The organism is Alphaproteobacteria bacterium, assembly GCA_040216735.1.
Lineage (GTDB): Bacteria > Pseudomonadota > Alphaproteobacteria > SHVP01 > SHVP01 > CALJDF01.
The window spans coordinates 994804-1011817 of sequence record JAVJOO010000002.1 but is presented as its reverse complement, the minus strand read 5'-3'; the positions used below and the strand labels follow the sequence as shown (position 1 = coordinate 1011817).

The window sequence follows — 17014 nt, the reverse complement described above, 5'->3', positions numbered from 1 at the left end:
TCTGCCTCGAACACTCGGGCCGAGTTTGCGCATCATAGCGACACCGTACTGCCGGGGTAACCGGCAAATCGGCATCGGCCAAAAATAAGGTCCCCTAACGCGTGCCGCAAAATAGGGCGCACCGGGCCCATTGTCCAGTAGCGAACCACAATTTTTCTTGCTGTCCTAGGGGTTTAGAGGGGTTTTCTACCGGCTTTCCGAGAACAAGGGCGACCAAGCAGGGTCGGATCCGTCCAGTGGGGTCACCACCCGACGCTCGTTAAACCCTGTCAAATCGACCGACCAAAGGGAAACTTCGCCCCCCGAACCGTCGTCGTTCCGCGGTTGCTGGCGAAAAAACATGATGACCCGCCCATTCGGGGCCCAAGTCGGCGCCTCATCAAGGAAGCTTTCGGTTAACAGGCGTTCGCCGGAACCGTCGGGCCGCATGATGCCGATGTGGAAACGCCCCTGCCGGAACTTGGTAAAGGCAATCAGGTCGCCGCGAGGAGACCATACCGGCGTCGCATACCGGCCATCGCCGAAACTGATCCGTTTCTGGTCGCTGCCATCGGCGTTCATCACATAGATCTGCTGGGTCCCGCTGCGGTCGGAATTGAAGGTAATCTGCGTCGCATCAGGCGCGAACGATGGCGAGGTATCGATTGCCGGGTTCCGGGTGAGCTGTTCGACGCGGCGCGTCCGGATATCCATGGTGTAAACATCAGAATTGCCGTCCACCGCGAGGCTCATAACGACACGGTCGCCGTCGGGCGAGAAACGGGGCGCGAAGGTCATGCCGGGAAAGTCCCCGAGGATTTCCTGCTGGCCGGTATCGATGTTGTAGATGTAGACCCGCGGCCGGTCGGAGAAATAGCTCAGGTAGGTGATTTCCTGACGAGTCGGCGAAAATCTCGGCGTCAGAACCAGATCCTTGCCGTCGGTCAGAAACCGGTGACCGGCGCCATCTTGGTCCATCAATGCAAGTCGCTTGATCCGGCGGTCGGCCGGTCCGGTTTCCGAGATATAGACCACCCGGGTATCGAAGTATCCGTCCTCGCCGGTCAGCCGCTTGTAGATCGCATCCGAAATGAGGTGCGAAATCCGCCGCCAGTTCTCAAGATTGGCGACATACACCAGGCCGGTCATTTGCTGTTCGGCAAAGGTATCCCAAAGACGGAACTCGACCCTGAGTCGGCCATCGGGCTCGCGGCTGGCCGCGCCGGTCACCAGGGCTTGGGCGTTGATGAGGCGCCAGTCCCCAAATCGCGGCCGGAGCGTGATCCGGGTTGGATCCTCGATGAAAGCCGATCGTTCTATCGCGCGGAAAAGTCCCGACCTCTCAAGATTGGCCGCAACGACGCCGGCAATATCGCGCCCGACTTGGTCGGTGTTCGGCGTCGTACCGACCAAGTCGCCAATCGCGATCGGGAGGGGATCCACGTTGCCGCGCGTGATGTCGATCTGCAGTTGGGCGTGTGCAGTCCGGGGCAGCGTACCTAGCGCCGCAAAAATGGCACCTGCCAGACAAATCCCCAAGACGGTGGAGGGTAAGCGCTTCACGATGGTCATTTGGCTTCCTTCGTTTCCTAACTGCCGAGCATGTCCCTCGGGTTGAACGTCAGCGTTATTTCCTGCCAACGGTCGTATTTTGCGGTCGGCAGATTCTTAAGTGGCGTGCAGCGTTGGACGGCGCGGCGCGCGCTTTCGGCGGCCGCCCGGAAGAAGCCGTCGTTCATCCGGTCGCGGTCGAGGATTTCAGGTGGTGCCCGAAGCGAGCCATCCGGTTTAAGACTGATTCGGACACGGATCACGAGATCGCGCGCATCGCGCGCGCCTGCCGGTACGTTCCAGCACTGTTCGATTTGGTAACGTATCGCATCGACTTCACTCACCGTCAGTCGATTGCCAATCGCCGCCTGTCGGACCGGCGATTCCGCGACCGGTGGCGGCTGGAGGAACTTCTTCGGCGCGTCCTCGGCTTCGGCCTCCTCGGGCTTCTCCTTGCGAGACTTATCGATCAAGACGGAAATTTTGCCCGCATCGAATCGTGCCGTCTTCGACGGCGGCTCGGGTTTGGTCTGCGGCCGAACGTCGACCCGGGGTTCAATCGGTTTGGGTGCCGGTGGATCGGGGACCACGCGCGTCTCGGGCGGCGGCGGCGCCTTGACCTCGGGCTTTGGCTCGGGCTTTGGCGCGGGTGGCAGTGCGGCGACCTTCTCTTCGACGGGCGGCGCGGGCCTAGCCACCGGTGTTGGCGGCGGCGGGGGCGGCGGGGGCTCCGGCGCGGCCTGTACCGGTTCAGGCTTTGGCGGCTCCGCCTCTGGAACAGGTTCTTCTTTTTTTGCTACTTCCGGCGCGGCGCGCGTTTCATCGGCAATCGTGACCAGTTCGACGATGATCGGCGTTTCCTCATTTGCCACCTCCCTGAACAACGTGGGCACACCGGTCCAGGCAACCGCAACCATCGCAATGTGCAACGCTACCGATATGGCAATCGCTCCACGCACAGTTTGCCCCTAGTTCGCCCGGGGCCGCTCGGTGATGAGCGCCACTCGCCTAAAGCCCGCGCCGTTAAGGGTCCCCATCACTTCCATCACGCGCCCGTAGTCGATCGACCTATCGCCGCGGACGAAAATGCGCGCGTCAGGATTGTTTTGGGTAATTGCTTCGAGCCGCGGAATCAGCGTTTCCATACTGACTTCGGAATCCTGGATGTAGACCCGGCCCGACGAATCGATGCTGACCGCGAGCGGTTCGTCTTGGCCGGCGATTGGCGCCGCCGCCGTTTCGGGCAATTCAACCGAAACGCCGACCGTCAGGAGAGGTGCCGTCACCATGAAGACGATCAAGAGCACCAACATCACATCGACGAACGGCGTTACGTTGATTTCGGCCATGAGGCGATGGCCGCGACCGTCGCGCTTGGTCTGCCGAGATAGGAGCGCCGCCACTAACTGCTCCGCTCGTCAAGTTGGCGCGAGAGGATCGCCGAGAACTCGCCTGCAAATCCCTCCAGGCGCCCGGCAAATCGATTGAGATCGCTGGAAAATTTGTTGTAGGCCACGACCGCCGGAATCGCCGCGACCAGACCCAAGGCGGTGGCGAAAAGCGCCTCGGCAATGCCGGGCGCAACGACCGCGAGGCTTGTGTTCTTGCTCAACGCAATCGACTGGAAGCTATTCATGATACCCCACACGGTGCCGAACAGGCCGATGAACGGCGCGGTGGAACCGACCGTTGCAAGAAAGCCCATGTAACGTTCGAGCCGGTCGAGCTCGCGCGCGATGGTCAAGCGCATCACCTGACCGATGCGCTCTTGCACGCCGGTCGACAATTTGTCGTTGGCAACGAGTCCATGGGCACCGGACCGACGCCACTCCCGCATCGCCGACGAGAACAACATCGCCATCGGATGGTCGGCCTTGGTCCCGATCCGGTCGTAGAGATCCTCGAGCGATCCGCCCGACCAAAAGACCTCTTCGAATTCGCCCGCCTTGGCCGAGACCCGGCGAATACGGCGCACCTTGTCGAAGATGATTGCCCAACACCAAATAGAGGCACCGACAAGCAACACAAGGACGAGCTTGACGACGATGTCGGCGTGCAAAACGAGGCTAAGAATCGAGAGGTCTCCGGAGACCGACCCCGCGATTGCAGCCGCTTCAACTGCTTGTTGTTCCATGGTGCTCCCTGGTTAAGTCGCGGATAGCGGTTGGACGATTCGCGCGAACGCGGCGGCGATCCGTGGCGGCAAACTTTGAACCCGACCCTCGCCGTTCATGCAGGCGATGCGAAGGTCGATCGCAACCAAAAGATCGTCTGCGCGATGAACGTTTTGTACGACATCTAGCACTGGGCCGCGGATCCGCTCGATGCGCGTTCTTACGTCGAGCCCGTCGTCTAGCCGCGCGGGCTTGCGGTACTTAACGCTGCAACCTCGCACGACGAAGGAGAGGCCGTCCTGCGACGCCATTAGGGAATGGGTGACGCCGAGCAACCGCATCATGTCGGTTCGCGCGCGTTCGACGAACTTCAAATAATTTGCGTAGTAAACGATGCCCGCAGCATCGGTATCCTCGTAATAGACCCGCATCGGCAAATGATGGATGCCGCCGCGATCGATCCGCCCTGCACTCGGCTCTTCGGGAGACACATCAGTCATCGTCGACCTCGGCAACCGGCATCTCGAGTTGGCGCGTCGCCGCGGCGGGCGCGGCCAAGCCAAGATGGGCGAACGCCGCGGCCGTGAGTTGGCGTCCGCGCGGCGTACGCTGCAGGAGGCCCTCTTGAATCAAGAACGGCTCGACGATTTCCTCGATGGCATCGCGGGGTTCGGACAAAGCTGCCGCCATGGTTTCGATGCCGACTGGCCCGCCGCCAAAGGATTCGGCGATGCACGAGAGGTAACGGCGATCCATCGCATCGAGACCGCGCTCATCGACCTCCAACCGGCGCAACGCCTCGGAAGCGACAAGGCGATCGATCCGGTCGTGCCCCGCTACGGCGGCGAAATCGCGCACCCGGCGCAGAAGCCGCCCGGCGATCCGCGGCGTACCGCGCGACCGACGGGCAATTTCCAAGGCCCCCTCGTCGCTCAACGGCACGTTGAGAATTCTCGCCCCTCGGCTGACGATCAAGACGAGGTCGGCGGTATCGTAAAAATTCAACCGCAACGGAATTCCGAAGCGCTCGCGCAGCGGCGTCGTCAGGAGCCCAGACCGCGTCGTCGCCCCTACCAGCGTAAACGGCGGCAGGTCGATCCGCACCGACCGGGCGGCCGGCCCTTCGCCAATGATCAGATCGAGATGAAAGTCCTCCATCGCGGGATAGAGAATTTCTTCAACGGCGGGGCTAAGCCGGTGGATCTCGTCGATAAAAAGAACGTCGTGCGGTTGGAGATTCGTCAATAGCGCGGCGAGATCCCCGGACCGCGCGATCACCGGTCCAGCGGTTGCGCGAAAACTGACGCCAAGCTCGCGTGCGACGATTTGGGCGAGCGTGGTCTTACCCAGGCCGGGCGGCCCGACGAAAAGCACGTGATCCAATGCCTCGCTCCGCGCGCGCGCCGCCTCAACGAACACCCGAAGATTGGCGCAGACTTGGCCCTGGCCGACGAAATCGTCCAGCGAGACCGGTCGAATGCCGGGGCCGAGGACATCGTCCTCCTGGATGTCCGCCGCCACCAGCCGGTCCTGGGCAGCGCCGCTCACGCGACTTTCCCGGTCTGCGCCAACTCGCGCAACGCACTGCGGATGAGCGCTTCAACTTCGAGGTCGCCCGCCTGGTCCCGTGCGACCGCCGCTACCGCGGTAAAGGCTTCGACACGCCTGTATCCCAGATTGACGAGCGCCGAGACCGCGTCCGCTGCGGCGTCGCTGACCAAACCGCGCGCGGTACGTGTGCCGTCCGCGCCATCGGGCGCGCCCGACGACAGCACCTCGATCAACGAAGGAACTTTGTCTTTGAGTTCCGCGACAATGCGCTGGGCCAACTTCGCGCCGACCCCAGGCGCATGGGTCACCGGCGCTTTGTCTTGGGCGGCGATCGCTTCGGCGAGTTGTGCGGGGCCAATTACCGACAGGATCGCGATTGCCACCCGCGCGCCGACCCCTTGCACCGTTTGCAACAACCGGAACCAGTCGCGTTCCAGAGAATCCGAGAAGCCATAGAGGTGGATGTGGTCTTCACGGACGTGGGTGTCGATGAGCAACGTCGCCGCACCGCCCGGTGGGGGGAGATCCCGAAGCGTTCCCGCCGGACAGAAAACGAGGTAGCCGACGCCGTTGACGTCGAGCACGGCGCGGTCCGATCCGACCGAATCGACGACTCCTTTGAGCTTGGCGATCACTGCCTGCGCTCCGCGAGGTCCGTGCGCCGGACATTGGGTGGCGGCAGATGGTGGCCGTGACAGATCGCAACAGCCAGGGCATCGGCCGAATCGCTGCTATCGATGCGAACGCCGGGTAGAAGATGCGACACCATCGCTTGAATCTGTCTTTTGTCGGCGTGCCCCGTGCCGACAACGGTTTTCTTGACCAAATTGGCGGCGTACTCGCCCACAGGTATGCCCAGCGTCGCCGGTGCCAGCATGGCAACGCCGCGGGCCTGTCCGAGCTTGAGGGTGCTATCGGGGTTTTTGTTGACGAAGGTTTCCTCGATGGCGGCGGCGTTCGGCGCAATCCGTTCGACGACGTCGACGACGCCGCGAAATATTTCATAGAGACGCTCCGCGAGGGACGCGCTCGCGGTGGTGCGAATCGTGCCGTTCGCGATATGCCGAAGCCGACCTTCATCGAGGGAGATCGCCCCCCACCCGGTCGCCCGCAGCCCAGGGTCAAGCCCCAGCAGAATCATGTGCGCGTCCTATCCGCCAAGGCTTTCCAGTTCGGCGTCGCTGACGTCGTAGTTAGCCGACACGCTTTGAACGTCGTCGCTGTCATCGAGCGCTTCGATCAGCTTGAACAGAGCCCGGGCTTGGTCTCCCTCTATGGGCACCGTGTTGCTCGGCCGCCACATCATCTCGGCCGATTGCGGATCGCCCAACTTGGCCTGGAGCGCTTCGCGCACCTCGTAGAACCCGTCGGGGGCGCACAGGAACTCATGCATCTCCGCATCGGACTCGACCTCATCGGCACCGACGTCGATGGCGATCTCGAGAACGTCGTCCGCCGTCGCGACCGCCGCTTCGTAACGAATCGAGCCAACCCGATTGAATTGGAACGAAACGGAATTCGTTTCGCCGAGCGAACCGCCGTTCTTTGTAAAGGCGCTGCGCACTTCGCTGGCGGTGCGGTTGCGGTTGTCGGTCAGCGCCTCGACGATGACGGCGATACCGCCCGGCCCGTAGCCCTCATAGCGAATCTCCTCGAAGTTTTCGCCGTCGGTTTCGCCCGCCCCGCGTTTGATCGCCCGCTCCATGGTGTCTTTCGGCAAGTTCGCCGCCTTAGCCGCCGCAATAGCAGTGCGGAGCCTCGGGTTCGCGGCGGGGTCCGGTTGTCCGGACCGCGCCGCGATCGTCAGTTCGCGAATAAGCTTGCCAAAGACCTTGGCGCGCTTCGCATCCTGCGCGCCCTTTCGAAACATGATGTTCTTGAATTGGGAATGACCGGCCATGCTCGGGAATGCCACTCTAATGCTGGTAAGACAATATCCGGTTTATACCAGATATTGTGCGAGAAGCAGCCAGCGACAGGCGCCCCAGATGCTGACTTATCGAGGGTTTATGGCGATATTGCGGCGGCGGACGAGGAAATAGGCCACGCCGGGGCGAGCCGACCGCCCAAACGGACCGGCGCGACCGCCGTTGCAAGACCCGTTTTGTCGTCGGTTTCAACGTAAACGCCGCAGAGCGTTGCCTCGCCTAACGCCGGGGTCATCCGGGCGCGCACGACCCGTCCCATAAAGCGGTCGAGCGGCACACCCTTGTCCATGCCAATCACCGAATCGTAGTCGCCGCACATGCCGGCGTCGGTCTGATAGGCGGTCCCGCCCCCGAGAATCATTGCATCCGCGGTAGGTACCTGTTGGTGGGAACCGAAGACCGCGCTCACGCGACCATCCAGAAAATGTCCCATCGCCATCTTCTCGCTCGTCGCCTCGGCGTGGAAATCGACCAGGATGAAATGGACCGTCGCGCCGAGGCGGACGTTCGTCAGCGCCCTGTCGACCGCCCGAAATGGGCTGTCGTTGGGCTCCATGAACACCTGTCCCTGGAGGTTGATCACCATCACCTTGCGGCCCGCGAGGTCGTAGATTTGCCCCCCGCGGCCCGGTGAATCGGGGGCGATGTTCAGGGGACGCAACAACCGACTATCGCTGTCGATATAGCCGATGACCTGTTGTTGATCCCAGCTATGGTTGCCGCCGGTGACAATGTCGACCCCCGCGGCATAGAAGCTCTGGCAGATATCCTCGGTGATACCGAAACCGCCCGCGGCATTCTCACCGTTGACGACGACCAGATCGAGGCTCAGTCGCGCCCTTAGGTCGGCGACCTTTTCGATCACGGCGTCGCGGCCGGCCCGGCCGACCACATCGCCCAAAAACAAACACCTCATGTCAGAACCACTCTACTCCTACTTCGGTCACGACCGCGTCCAATCGCTGATCTGTCGGCAACGCGGGCAGCGCCGCGATCCGCTGCGCGGCGAAGGCGACCCCCACCGCCAATATCGTCGATACCCCCCGGAGCTCCGCCAGGGTCCGGTCGTAAAAGCCTTTGCCGGACCCCAGCCGGTGTCCAGCGGCGTCGTACAGAACCAGGGGCACGATCACCAAGGTCGGGCGCAACTGCGGGGCGCTCGTGGGCGGCGCCGGTATCCCGTAGGGTCCTGGTGCAAGATCTTCGGCCCCGTCCCAGGCGCGAAACTGTAGGGCGCATCCTTCTTTGACAACCGTCGGCAACGCCACCGCAAGACGTTCGGCCCGAAGGGCGCGCAGGAGCGGTCGATCGTCCATCTCGCGGCCAACCGGCCAGTATCCGGAAACGGTTTCATGCGCGCGGTAGGGGATGCTCGATAGAAACCGTGCGGCAAGGCTTGCGCCGGAATCGCCTACGGCAACCGCTGCGCGGCGGCGGCGGCCTTCCTGTCGGAGTGTCTCTCGGCTATCCATGGCTTGGATAGTGTGGGGCGAGACCGCTACGGCCGTCCGGATCTTTCGTTCCTCTGTGGCCTGCCGAAGCAGGTGGGTGCCGCGATACCGGGACCACAGTCCCGACAGAGGCAGCTCCCGGAGAAAACGGTATTGACCCCAGGGATACGTGGCCGATCGAACCGAGCAGAACTCGCCCGCCCGCAATAATTAGCCGCTCTCCAGGCGGGCGGCAATGCTCTCGATCCTGCTGGCGAACGCGGCGAACGTCGATTCGACCTCCCCGGCACGCTCTTCTTGGCCGTCTTCCGCCGTTTGCTTCAGGGAATCGACCAATTCGATAGCTTCCGACAGTTCGTCGGCGACCAGCAATGCCGCCATCAGGATAAGGCGGGCATCGCCAACTTGTCCCATGGTCTTGGCCAACTCGGCGACCCGCTTGTCGACATAGCCCGCGAGATCGACGAGATGATCTTCTTGTCCGTCGTCACAGGCGACCTGATAGGTCCGGCCGTTGACGACCACATCCACGACCGCCATCGGGTTATGCTTCCAAAACCGCTCGCAGGCGCTCGATGGTGGCATCGAGCCGATCGGTGACCTGATCGACCACTTTTTCCAACGCCTTGTAGTCGTCCTGCAAGCTTTGAAGCTGCCCGGTGACCGCCTTGTGTTCGGTGCGCAGCGACCCGAGCTCGTCGGACAATTGCGCCCGTTCTTTTTCCAGTTCCGAAGTCTTGGGACCGTCGGCGACGCCGGCGATCGCGGTCTCAAGACGGGCGACCGCTTCTTCCAACCGGTTTTTTGCAGACTCGCGCTCGGGCATCTCCGCCGACCAGCTTTCTAGGTTAGTGTTGTTTGCGTTTCTTTTCGGGCGCTTCGAGCGCGCTTTTCATAGATCAGGATAGGCGTCGCCGTGCGCGGGCGTCAACATTGCCGCGACGATTGGCGGGACGCTTCGGGTAGGCTCACGAAGTCGGTTGACGCCATTGGTCCCGCCCTTCATCTTGCGCCTCGCCTGCAACGCCAGCCGGGCGGTTCCGTGAACGCAAAAAAGACACACACTTCCCCTGCCGTGGACGCTCGCGAGCTCTCTAGCGACGAGGTGCGCGCTATGGCCAATGCCATCAGGGCGTTGGCGATGGACGCGGTCGAACAGGCCAACAGCGGACATCCGGGCATGCCGATGGGTATGGCCGATGTCGCGACGGTCCTTTTCTCCAAATTCCTGAAGTTCGACCCGGATTGGCCGGATTGGCCGGACCGCGACCGGTTTGTCCTGTCGGCCGGCCACGGCTCCATGTTGCTGTACAGCCTGCTCTACCTCACCGGCTACCAGTACATGACGCTGGACGAGCTGAAGCGCTTTCGGCAACTGGGTAGCCGCACACCGGGACACCCAGAATATGGCGCCGCGCCGGGGATCGAAACCACGACTGGGCCGCTCGGTCAGGGCTTGGCTACCGCCGTCGGCATGGCCTTGGGCGAACGTCTGCACAATGCCCGGTATGGCGACGAAATCGTCGACCACCGCACCTGGGTTATTGCGGGCGACGGCTGCCTCATGGAAGGGATCAGCCACGAGGCCATTTCCATGGCCGGCCATTTTCGGTTGGGCCGGTTGAACGTCCTGTTCGACGACAACAGCATTTCGATCGACGGCGCGACGTCCCTCTCGGTGAACGACGACCAGCTAGCCCGCTTCACCGCCTCGGGTTGGCACGTCGAACGGGCCGACGGTCACGACCCCGCGGATATCGCCCGCGCGATCGCGGCAGCGGACGCGGACCCCCGACCGTCGCTTGTCGCGTGTCGGACGATTATCGGGTTTGGCGCCCCGAACAAGCAGGGCACCGCCGCGACGCACGGCTCGCCCCTGGGCGCAGCCGAAATCGACGGTGCCCGTAAAGCGCTGAATTGGCCCCACGCACCCTTCGACATTCCGCCGGATATTCTCGACCAATGGCGCGCCGTCGGTGGCCGTGGGCGCGGACGGTCCCGCGCTTGGTTGCAACGGCTCCGCACACTCGACAAGAAGACCCGTGAAACGTGGGAGGCAGGGTTGGCCGGCGACACCACCCCGGTCGACCAAGCCGTCCTTGCCTATAAGGCGCGGTTGGCGGACGAGAAGCCGACCTGGGCCACACGGAAATCCTCGCAAGAGGCCCTCGAGGTCATCAACGCGGCGCTCGAAACGACGATCGGCGGCTCGGCGGATTTGACCGGGTCGAACAACACGAAAACCAAGAATCTCGCCGCCGTAACGCCAGACGATTTCGGCGGGCGTTATGTGCATTACGGTGTTCGTGAACACGGTATGGCCGCGACGATGAACGGTCTTGCGCTACACGGCGGTTTCATTCCCTACGGCGGCACCTTCTTGGTGTTCACCGATTACCTACGACCGGCCCTACGGTTGTCCGCCCTGATGAAGCAACGGGTCGTCTATGTGATGACGCACGATTCGATCGGGCTCGGCGAAGATGGGCCGACCCATCAACCGGTCGAGCATTTGGCGAGCGTTCGCGCCATGCCCAATGTCGTCACCATGCGTCCCGCGGACGCCATTGAGACGGCGGAGTGTTGGCAAATTGCGGTCGAGCGGGCCGACGGCCCCTCGGTGATTGCGCTGTCGCGGCAAGGGCTTCGGGCGCTGCGGGTCGATCACGTCGCGGAAAACCTGTGCCGCAAGGGCGCCTATGAACTGGCGCCCGCCGACGGCACCGCCGCCGTGACATTGTTTGCGACCGGCTCCGAGGTGGCCGTCGCCATGGACGCGCGCGACCGCCTCGCCGCCGCCGGTCACCCGACCCGCGTGGTTTCGGTACCGTCTTGGGAACTTTTCCGCCAGCAACCCGCCGCATACCGCCGCGCAGTCCTTGGGCAGGGTACGCTCCGCGTGGCCGTCGAAGCCGGGGTTCGGATGGGCTGGGACGAGTTCATCGGCGAGAACGGGATATTTGTCGGCATGGCATCGTTCGGCGAGTCCGCGCCGGCCGAGGCTCTCTACGAGCACTTCGAAATTTCGGCGGACGCCATCGTCAAACGTGTGACCGACCAACTCGCGAACGATACCTAGGAGGAAGATTGGATGCCGACTCGCGTCGCTATTAATGGGTTTGGAAGAATCGGACGCCTCGTCCTACGCGCGATCCACGACTCGAAGCGAAAGGATCTAAAGGTCGTTGCGATCAACGACCTCGGCCCCGTCGATGCGAACGCCCATCTCCTGCGCTACGACTCGGTTCACGGACCATTTCAGGGAACCGTGAAGTCCTACAAGGACAGCCTCGATATCGGCGGCGGAAAGATAGCCGTTTTCGCAGAGCGCGACCCTGCCGCGTTGCCCTGGGGCAAGCTGAAGGTCGACTTGGTTCTTGAATGCACCGGCATTTTTACCAAACGCGAACAAGCTGAAGCGCACATCAAGGCCGGTGCCCGCCGGGTTCTGATCTCCGCACCGGCGACAGGCGCCGACCTGACGGTGGTTTACGGGGTCAACCATGACAAGTTGCGCAAAGGGATGACCGTCATCTCCAACGCGTCGTGTACGACGAATTGCCTCGCGCCGGTCGCCAAGGTCCTCAACGACGCGGTTGGGATCGACCAAGGCTATATGACGACGGTCCATGCCTACACCGGCGATCAGCCGGTCCACGACACGCTCCATAAGGATATTCGCCGAGCCCGCGCGGCCAATCTTTCGATGATCCCGACGTCGACCGGGGCGGCCCGTGCCGTCGGCTTGGTCCTGCCCGAACTCGACGGCAGGTTGGACGGTACCTCAATTCGCGTGCCGACGGCCAACGTGTCGATGATCGACTTCCACTTCACCTCGAAGAAAAAAACTAGCATCGAGGAGATCCACGCGGCGATCAGCAAAGCCGCGCGCGGCAAGATGAAGGGCGTTCTGGCAACCAACGACGAGCCGCTGGTGTCGATCGACTTCAATCACAACCCTGCCAGTTCAACCTTCGACTTGACCCAGACCCAAGTCATGGGCGGAAAACTTTGTCGCGTGCTGTCCTGGTATGACAACGAGTGGGGCTTCTCGAACCGTATGGCCGACACCGCAACGGCGATCGGCAAACTGGGCTAAGAAGAGACATTGTCCACGGCCTTCACCTACTACTCGCGTCGACACGTCACAGCCGCTTTGGAGTCGGCCGCGGCGGTTGGATGCGCCGTGACCCTGGTGACACCCCCGAACGGCGCAACCTCAGCCGGGCCGGAAGTCTACTTCGAAATGATGCAAGCCGGTCGTACCGACGTCCCCCAGGCATCGGCGACCGCGATCGTCGACTGCGACGGCGACGCCGGCACCTTCATGCGCGCGTTGCGATGCGGTTGGCGGACGCTACGGTATTCAGGTGACCTTGAGACGCACGCCAAACTCGAAGATATGGCACACCAACTGGGCGGCACGGTTGCGCGTGCGTTACCGGTCGCAATCGACCTAAGGGCGGCCCGCGACCCCGCTTGGTTCTGCCGTCAAACGCTTTCAGCGAACGACACGATGAACGATAGCGACAAGGAACGGAGCGAACGATGACCAGCGCACACCTCGATGCCATTGCCCGCAAAATGGTTGCCCCGGAAAAAGGCATCCTTGCCGCCGACGAGAGCACCGGTACGATCGGCAAGCGCCTCGCAAGCATCGGTGTCGACAATACCGAGGAGAACCGGCGCAGCTACCGCGAGCTCCTGTTCACGACCGCTGGTGCCGGCGCGTTCATCAGCGGCGTCATTCTGTACGATGAAACCATCCGCCAAAGCGCCGCCGATGGAACGCCCTTCACCAAAATTCTGGAGGGCCAAGGAACGCTCCCCGGCATCAAGGTCGACAATAGCGTCCATCCGCTAGGCGGGGCGCCGGATTATCCGATTACCGAAGGCCTCGACGGCTTGCGTGGCCGCTGCGAAGCCTACGAAAAGCTCGGCGCCCGATTCACCAAATGGCGCGCGGTCATCAAGATTATCGGCAGTCATACGCCCGACATCGCCATTGCCGCCAACGCGCATGCCCTGGCGCGCTACGCGGCGATCGCCCAGGAGTCCGGCTTGGTTCCCATCGTCGAACCGGAAATCCTGATGGACGGCGACCACACGATCGAGGTCTGCCAGGACGTGACCGAGCGCACCTTGGCGCAAGTTTATGAGCACCTCCACCGCTTCAACGTTCGGCTTGAAGGAACGGTCCTAAAACCGAACATGGTCGTCGCCGGAAATGCCTGCGCCCATCAAGCCGGCATCGACGAGGTGACGGACCGCACGTTGGAGGCGTTGCGGCGCTACGTCCCGTCGGCAGTGCCCGGCATCGCCTTTCTCTCCGGCGGACAGTCCGAGGAAGACGCCACAGCGCACCTCAACGCGATGAACGCGAACGGCCCGCACCCATGGGAACTCACGTTCAGCTATGGCCGCGCGCTACAGCAGTCGGCGTTACAGGCGTGGAAAGGTTCGTCCGCGAACGTCGCTGCAGCCCAACGCGCGTTCAAACACCGCGCCCGCATGAATAGCCTGGCGCGCACCGGTGCCTATTCGGCCCAACTTGAGCAAGAGATTGCCCCCTAGCGCCGCGCCCGCGGCAGGGTCCACCACGGGCTGCCGGCTCTACCTGATTAGCCCGCCCAACGTCGGTGCCGATTTTCCAGACGTGGTTGCAGACGCGCTTTCCGGGGGCGACGTTGCGTGTTTGCAACTTCGGCTCAAGGGCTTGAGCGACGACGCAATTCTCCAAGCCGCAGCGCGCCTGCTGCCGATCACCCGTGCTGCCGATGTCGCCCTCCTGATCAACGATCGACCCGACATCGCGGTGAAAGCCGGTGCCGACGGCGTCCACATCGGGCAATCCGACGCATCGTATGAAGAGGCGCGCGGCCTGATCGGGTCTGACGGAATCGTCGGTGTCACCTGTCACAACTCGCGTCACCTTGCGATGGAGGCCGCTGAGCGCGGCGCGGACTACGTTGCCTTTGGCGCGTTCTTCGACTCGCCGACCAAACCGCCAAAGTTCCGGGCCGACATCGATTTGCTGGAGTGGTGGGGGAGCATCTTCGAAGTCCCCTGTGTCGCGATCGGGGGGATTACGAGCGAGAACTGCCCGCCTCTGGTGCGCGCCGGTGCGGACTTTATCGCAGTTGTCTCGGCGGTATGGGACCACCCGGAGGGACCGGCAGCCGCAGTGAAGGCGTTCAACGAAGCGATCGCCGCCGCGACTGCCTAGGCGTCGGCCACCGGTAGCCACAACACGTCGTCGATTCGTTCGGCACCGGTTGCAACCATGACCAGCCGGTCGAAACCGATCGCCATCCCGGCCGACTGCGGCAACCCATGATCCAATGCCGCTAAGAAATCCTCGTCGATCGGGTAGGCTGGCGCACCTAATTTCTCCTTTGCCGCAAGATCGCGCTCGAACCGCCGACGCTGAGCCGCCGCATCGGTGAGTTCACCAAAACCGTTCCCCAACTCCAGACCTGCGACATAAAGCTCGACCCGCTGCGCGACACGCGGATCGGTCGGATCGATCTGCGCCAGCGCGGCCAGCGGTGCCGGCCAGGACTCCAGCAACGTTGGACGCCCGATCCCTAGGCAAGGCTCGATGCGGTCCACGAAGACACGGAAGAACATGTCCTCCCAGGTGTCGGTGTCCTCCACCCTGACGCTGGCCGCTGAACAGGCGGCGGCAAGCGCGGCGGCGTCGGGCTTGCCATCCGCGCCAAGGGTCGCAAAAAGATCAATACCGGCGTCGCGGGCATATGCCGCGGCCACGCTGATGCGTTCGAACGGGAGGGACGGATCGGCCGTTTTCTCGGACCACCTTAGTTGGCCCTGGGAAAGCGAGCGGGGAGCAGCCTCCAGCGCCGCGCGCACCACGCCCTCGCAGTGGGTTCCCAGATCGCGCCACGGGGTATCCGCGGCGTACCACTCGATCATCGTGAATTCCGGGTGGTGGATCGGAGAACGCGCCTCGTTGCGCCAGACATGGCAAATCTGGAACAGCTTCGGAACGCCGGCAGCGAGCAGCTTTTTCATGGCAAACTCGGGCGACGTGTGCAGATAGAGACGCCGACGGCCGAGCCCAAAGGGTTCCTCCAACTCCGTAGGAAACGCCCGAAGGTTCGGCTCGAGACCGGGAGAGACTTGCAGCGCTGGGGTTTCGACTTCGGTGAACCCGTGGTGGACAAACCACGCGCGTACCGCCGCAAGCATCGTCGCGCGTGCCGTCAAATAGGGCGCGCGGCGGGCAAACTGGTCGGGTCGCCAGGCTGGCGATTTGCCATTGCTAGTCACTGAAACAAAAAACCCGCTATACCGCTTCGAATTCCGGAGCCCAAGACGACCACAAGGATGTTGCGATGACCAGCCCGCCAGCGAACAGGAAAGTCCACCGCAACACCGGAGACCTCATCGCCGCCGGCCTAATCGACGAGAACGCCCGCACGCTAACCGATGCGGTTGCCCAACGATATGGCGTCGCCATCACCCCAGCCGTTCGCGCCCTGATCGATCCAACCGACACCGCCGACCCGATTGCCCGTCAGTTCGTCCCATCCCCCCTCGAACTCGTGGATCGACCCAGCGAGAACGGCGACCCGATCGGCGATGAGGCCTTCAGCCCGGTCAAGGGAATCGTTCATCGCTACCCCGACCGCGTCCTGCTCAAACTGCTTCATACCTGCCCCGTCTACTGCCGCTATTGTTTCCGGCGGGAACGCGTCGGTCAGGGAGAGCCGCCCCTAGGCGCAGACGAAATCAGCGCGGCATTGGATTACGTGCGGGCGCGACCGGATATCTGGGAAGTCATCCTCACCGGCGGCGATCCGTTCCTGCTGTCATCCCGGCGCCTTCGAGAAACGGTCGCGGCCTTGGACGCAATCGATCACCTGGGCGTCATTCGCGTTCATACCCGGGTTCCGGTGATCGACCCGGAACGCATCGATGCCGCACGGGTCGCGGCACTATCTGCCGACAAGGCGGTATACGTCGTCATCCATTGCAACCACGCCCGGGAGCTGTCGCAGACCGCCGTCGCCGCCATCCGGCGGATCGTCGATGCCGGCATTCCGGTCCTCGCTCAGTCGGTTCTCCTGAAAGGCGTCAACGACGACGCGCCGACATTGGAAGCGCTGTTCCGAGCGCTCGTGCGGGCCCGGGTCAAACCGTATTACCTGCACCATCCCGACCAGGCGCGGGGGACCGGTCACTTTCGCCCGACGCTCGCGTCCGGGCGCCAGATTGTCGATAGCTTGCGCGGCAGACTGTCGGGGCTATGCCAACCGACATATGTCCTCGATATTCCCGGCGGCTACGGCAAGGTCCCGGTTGCGATCGATCGGACGACAGAAACCGGCGACGGTGCGTTCTTGATCCGCGATCCCCAGGACCGGATTCACCGCTACCAAGACGAAATCGACGGCGCACCGTAGGTTTGCCAGCG

Annotated in this window: 20 protein-coding genes and 1 other RNA gene; 6 read left to right on the top strand and 15 right to left on the bottom strand. The window is 63.0% G+C overall.

What is annotated here, in order from left to right; translation table 11 throughout:
• Nucleotides 1–186 precede the first annotated feature (186 nt).
• The 14 genes from tolB to RID42_06095 all read right to left on the bottom strand — a co-directional run bounded on the left by tolB (nucleotide 187) and on the right by RID42_06095 (nucleotide 9400).
• Complete coding sequence (gene tolB, locus RID42_06160) at nucleotides 187–1551, bottom strand: Tol-Pal system beta propeller repeat protein TolB (GenBank protein MEQ8247248.1); 1365 nt, start codon at nucleotides 1549–1551, stop codon at nucleotides 187–189.
• Between the two features lie 17 nt (nucleotides 1552–1568).
• Nucleotides 1569–2489, bottom strand: a complete 921-nt coding sequence (locus tag RID42_06155; GenBank protein MEQ8247247.1) for an energy transducer TonB — start codon at nucleotides 2487–2489, stop codon at nucleotides 1569–1571.
• Between the two features lie 9 nt (nucleotides 2490–2498).
• Nucleotides 2499–2879, bottom strand: a complete 381-nt coding sequence (gene tolR / locus RID42_06150) for a protein TolR (protein ID MEQ8247246.1) — start codon at nucleotides 2877–2879, stop codon at nucleotides 2499–2501.
• Between the two features lie 53 nt (nucleotides 2880–2932).
• Nucleotides 2933–3664 (bottom strand): protein TolQ, encoded by a 732-nt coding sequence (gene tolQ / locus RID42_06145; protein ID MEQ8247245.1) that lies wholly within the window; start codon nucleotides 3662–3664, stop codon nucleotides 2933–2935.
• Nucleotides 3665–3676: 12 nt separating this feature from the next.
• Complete coding sequence (gene ybgC / locus RID42_06140; GenBank protein ID MEQ8247244.1) at nucleotides 3677–4144, bottom strand: tol-pal system-associated acyl-CoA thioesterase; 468 nt, start codon at nucleotides 4142–4144, stop codon at nucleotides 3677–3679.
• Complete coding sequence (gene ruvB / locus RID42_06135; GenBank protein ID MEQ8247243.1) at nucleotides 4137–5168, bottom strand: Holliday junction branch migration DNA helicase RuvB; 1032 nt, start codon at nucleotides 5166–5168, stop codon at nucleotides 4137–4139. Before ruvB ends, ybgC begins: the two co-directional genes overlap by 8 nt.
• 20 nt (nucleotides 5169–5188) lie before the next feature.
• Nucleotides 5189–5830 carry a Holliday junction branch migration protein RuvA gene (ruvA, locus tag RID42_06130; GenBank protein MEQ8247242.1) on the bottom strand — a complete coding sequence of 214 codons (642 nt, stop codon included), beginning with the start codon at nucleotides 5828–5830 and terminating at the stop codon, nucleotides 5189–5191.
• On the bottom strand, nucleotides 5827–6336 hold the full coding sequence (gene ruvC, locus RID42_06125; GenBank protein ID MEQ8247241.1) for a crossover junction endodeoxyribonuclease RuvC: 510 nt from the start codon (nucleotides 6334–6336) through the stop codon (nucleotides 5827–5829). The genes ruvA and ruvC overlap by 4 nt, the downstream gene beginning before the upstream one ends.
• Nucleotides 6337–6345: 9 nt before the next feature.
• Nucleotides 6346–7095 carry a YebC/PmpR family DNA-binding transcriptional regulator gene (locus RID42_06120; GenBank protein ID MEQ8247240.1) on the bottom strand — a complete coding sequence of 250 codons (750 nt, stop codon included), beginning with the start codon at nucleotides 7093–7095 and terminating at the stop codon, nucleotides 6346–6348.
• A 107-nt stretch (nucleotides 7096–7202) separates the two neighbouring features.
• Nucleotides 7203–8039: a TIGR00282 family metallophosphoesterase gene (locus RID42_06115; protein MEQ8247239.1), complete on the bottom strand. Its 837-nt coding sequence runs from the start codon at nucleotides 8037–8039 to the stop codon at nucleotides 7203–7205.
• A 1-nt stretch (nucleotide 8040) separates the two neighbouring features.
• Nucleotides 8041–8595, bottom strand: a complete 555-nt coding sequence (locus RID42_06110; protein MEQ8247238.1) for a 5-formyltetrahydrofolate cyclo-ligase — start codon at nucleotides 8593–8595, stop codon at nucleotides 8041–8043.
• A gap of 19 nt (nucleotides 8596–8614) precedes the next feature.
• A non-coding RNA gene (gene ssrS, locus RID42_06105) (6S RNA) lies at nucleotides 8615–8770 on the bottom strand.
• A gap of 14 nt (nucleotides 8771–8784) precedes the next feature.
• A complete protein-coding gene (gene zapA / locus RID42_06100; protein MEQ8247237.1) occupies nucleotides 8785–9114 on the bottom strand; it encodes a cell division protein ZapA in 330 nt (109 codons plus the stop codon).
• Between the two features lie 4 nt (nucleotides 9115–9118).
• On the bottom strand, nucleotides 9119–9400 hold the full coding sequence (locus RID42_06095; protein ID MEQ8247236.1) for a hypothetical protein: 282 nt from the start codon (nucleotides 9398–9400) through the stop codon (nucleotides 9119–9121).
• Between the two features lie 249 nt (nucleotides 9401–9649).
• Between RID42_06095 and tkt the strand changes: the two genes are divergently transcribed.
• The 5 genes from tkt (at nucleotide 9650) to thiE (ending at nucleotide 14800) form a co-directional block, all read left to right on the top strand.
• Entirely contained in the window at nucleotides 9650–11653 is a 2004-nt protein-coding gene (tkt, locus tag RID42_06090) for a transketolase (GenBank protein MEQ8247235.1), read from the top strand.
• A 12-nt stretch (nucleotides 11654–11665) separates the two neighbouring features.
• Nucleotides 11666–12673, top strand: a complete 1008-nt coding sequence (gap, locus tag RID42_06085) for a type I glyceraldehyde-3-phosphate dehydrogenase (GenBank protein MEQ8247234.1) — start codon at nucleotides 11666–11668, stop codon at nucleotides 12671–12673.
• Nucleotides 12674–12760: 87 nt separating this feature from the next.
• Nucleotides 12761–13126, top strand: a complete 366-nt coding sequence (locus RID42_06080; GenBank protein MEQ8247233.1) for a hypothetical protein — start codon at nucleotides 12761–12763, stop codon at nucleotides 13124–13126.
• Nucleotides 13123–14148, top strand: coding sequence for a class I fructose-bisphosphate aldolase (locus tag RID42_06075; GenBank protein MEQ8247232.1), 1026 nt, complete (start codon nucleotides 13123–13125; stop codon nucleotides 14146–14148). The genes RID42_06080 and RID42_06075 overlap by 4 nt, the downstream gene beginning before the upstream one ends.
• On the top strand, nucleotides 14138–14800 hold the full coding sequence (gene thiE, locus RID42_06070) for a thiamine phosphate synthase (protein ID MEQ8247231.1): 663 nt from the start codon (nucleotides 14138–14140) through the stop codon (nucleotides 14798–14800). The genes RID42_06075 and thiE overlap by 11 nt, the downstream gene beginning before the upstream one ends.
• On the opposite strand, the gene epmA is transcribed toward thiE, so the two are convergent.
• Nucleotides 14797–15867 carry an EF-P lysine aminoacylase EpmA gene (epmA, locus tag RID42_06065; protein MEQ8247230.1) on the bottom strand — a complete coding sequence of 357 codons (1071 nt, stop codon included), beginning with the start codon at nucleotides 15865–15867 and terminating at the stop codon, nucleotides 14797–14799. The genes thiE and epmA overlap by 4 nt on opposite strands.
• 65 nt (nucleotides 15868–15932) lie before the next feature.
• Here epmA and RID42_06060 point away from each other — a divergent pair, with 65 nt between their 5' ends.
• Nucleotides 15933–17003, top strand: a complete 1071-nt coding sequence (locus RID42_06060; protein MEQ8247229.1) for a lysine-2,3-aminomutase-like protein — start codon at nucleotides 15933–15935, stop codon at nucleotides 17001–17003.
• Nucleotides 17004–17014: the final 11 nt, after the last annotated feature.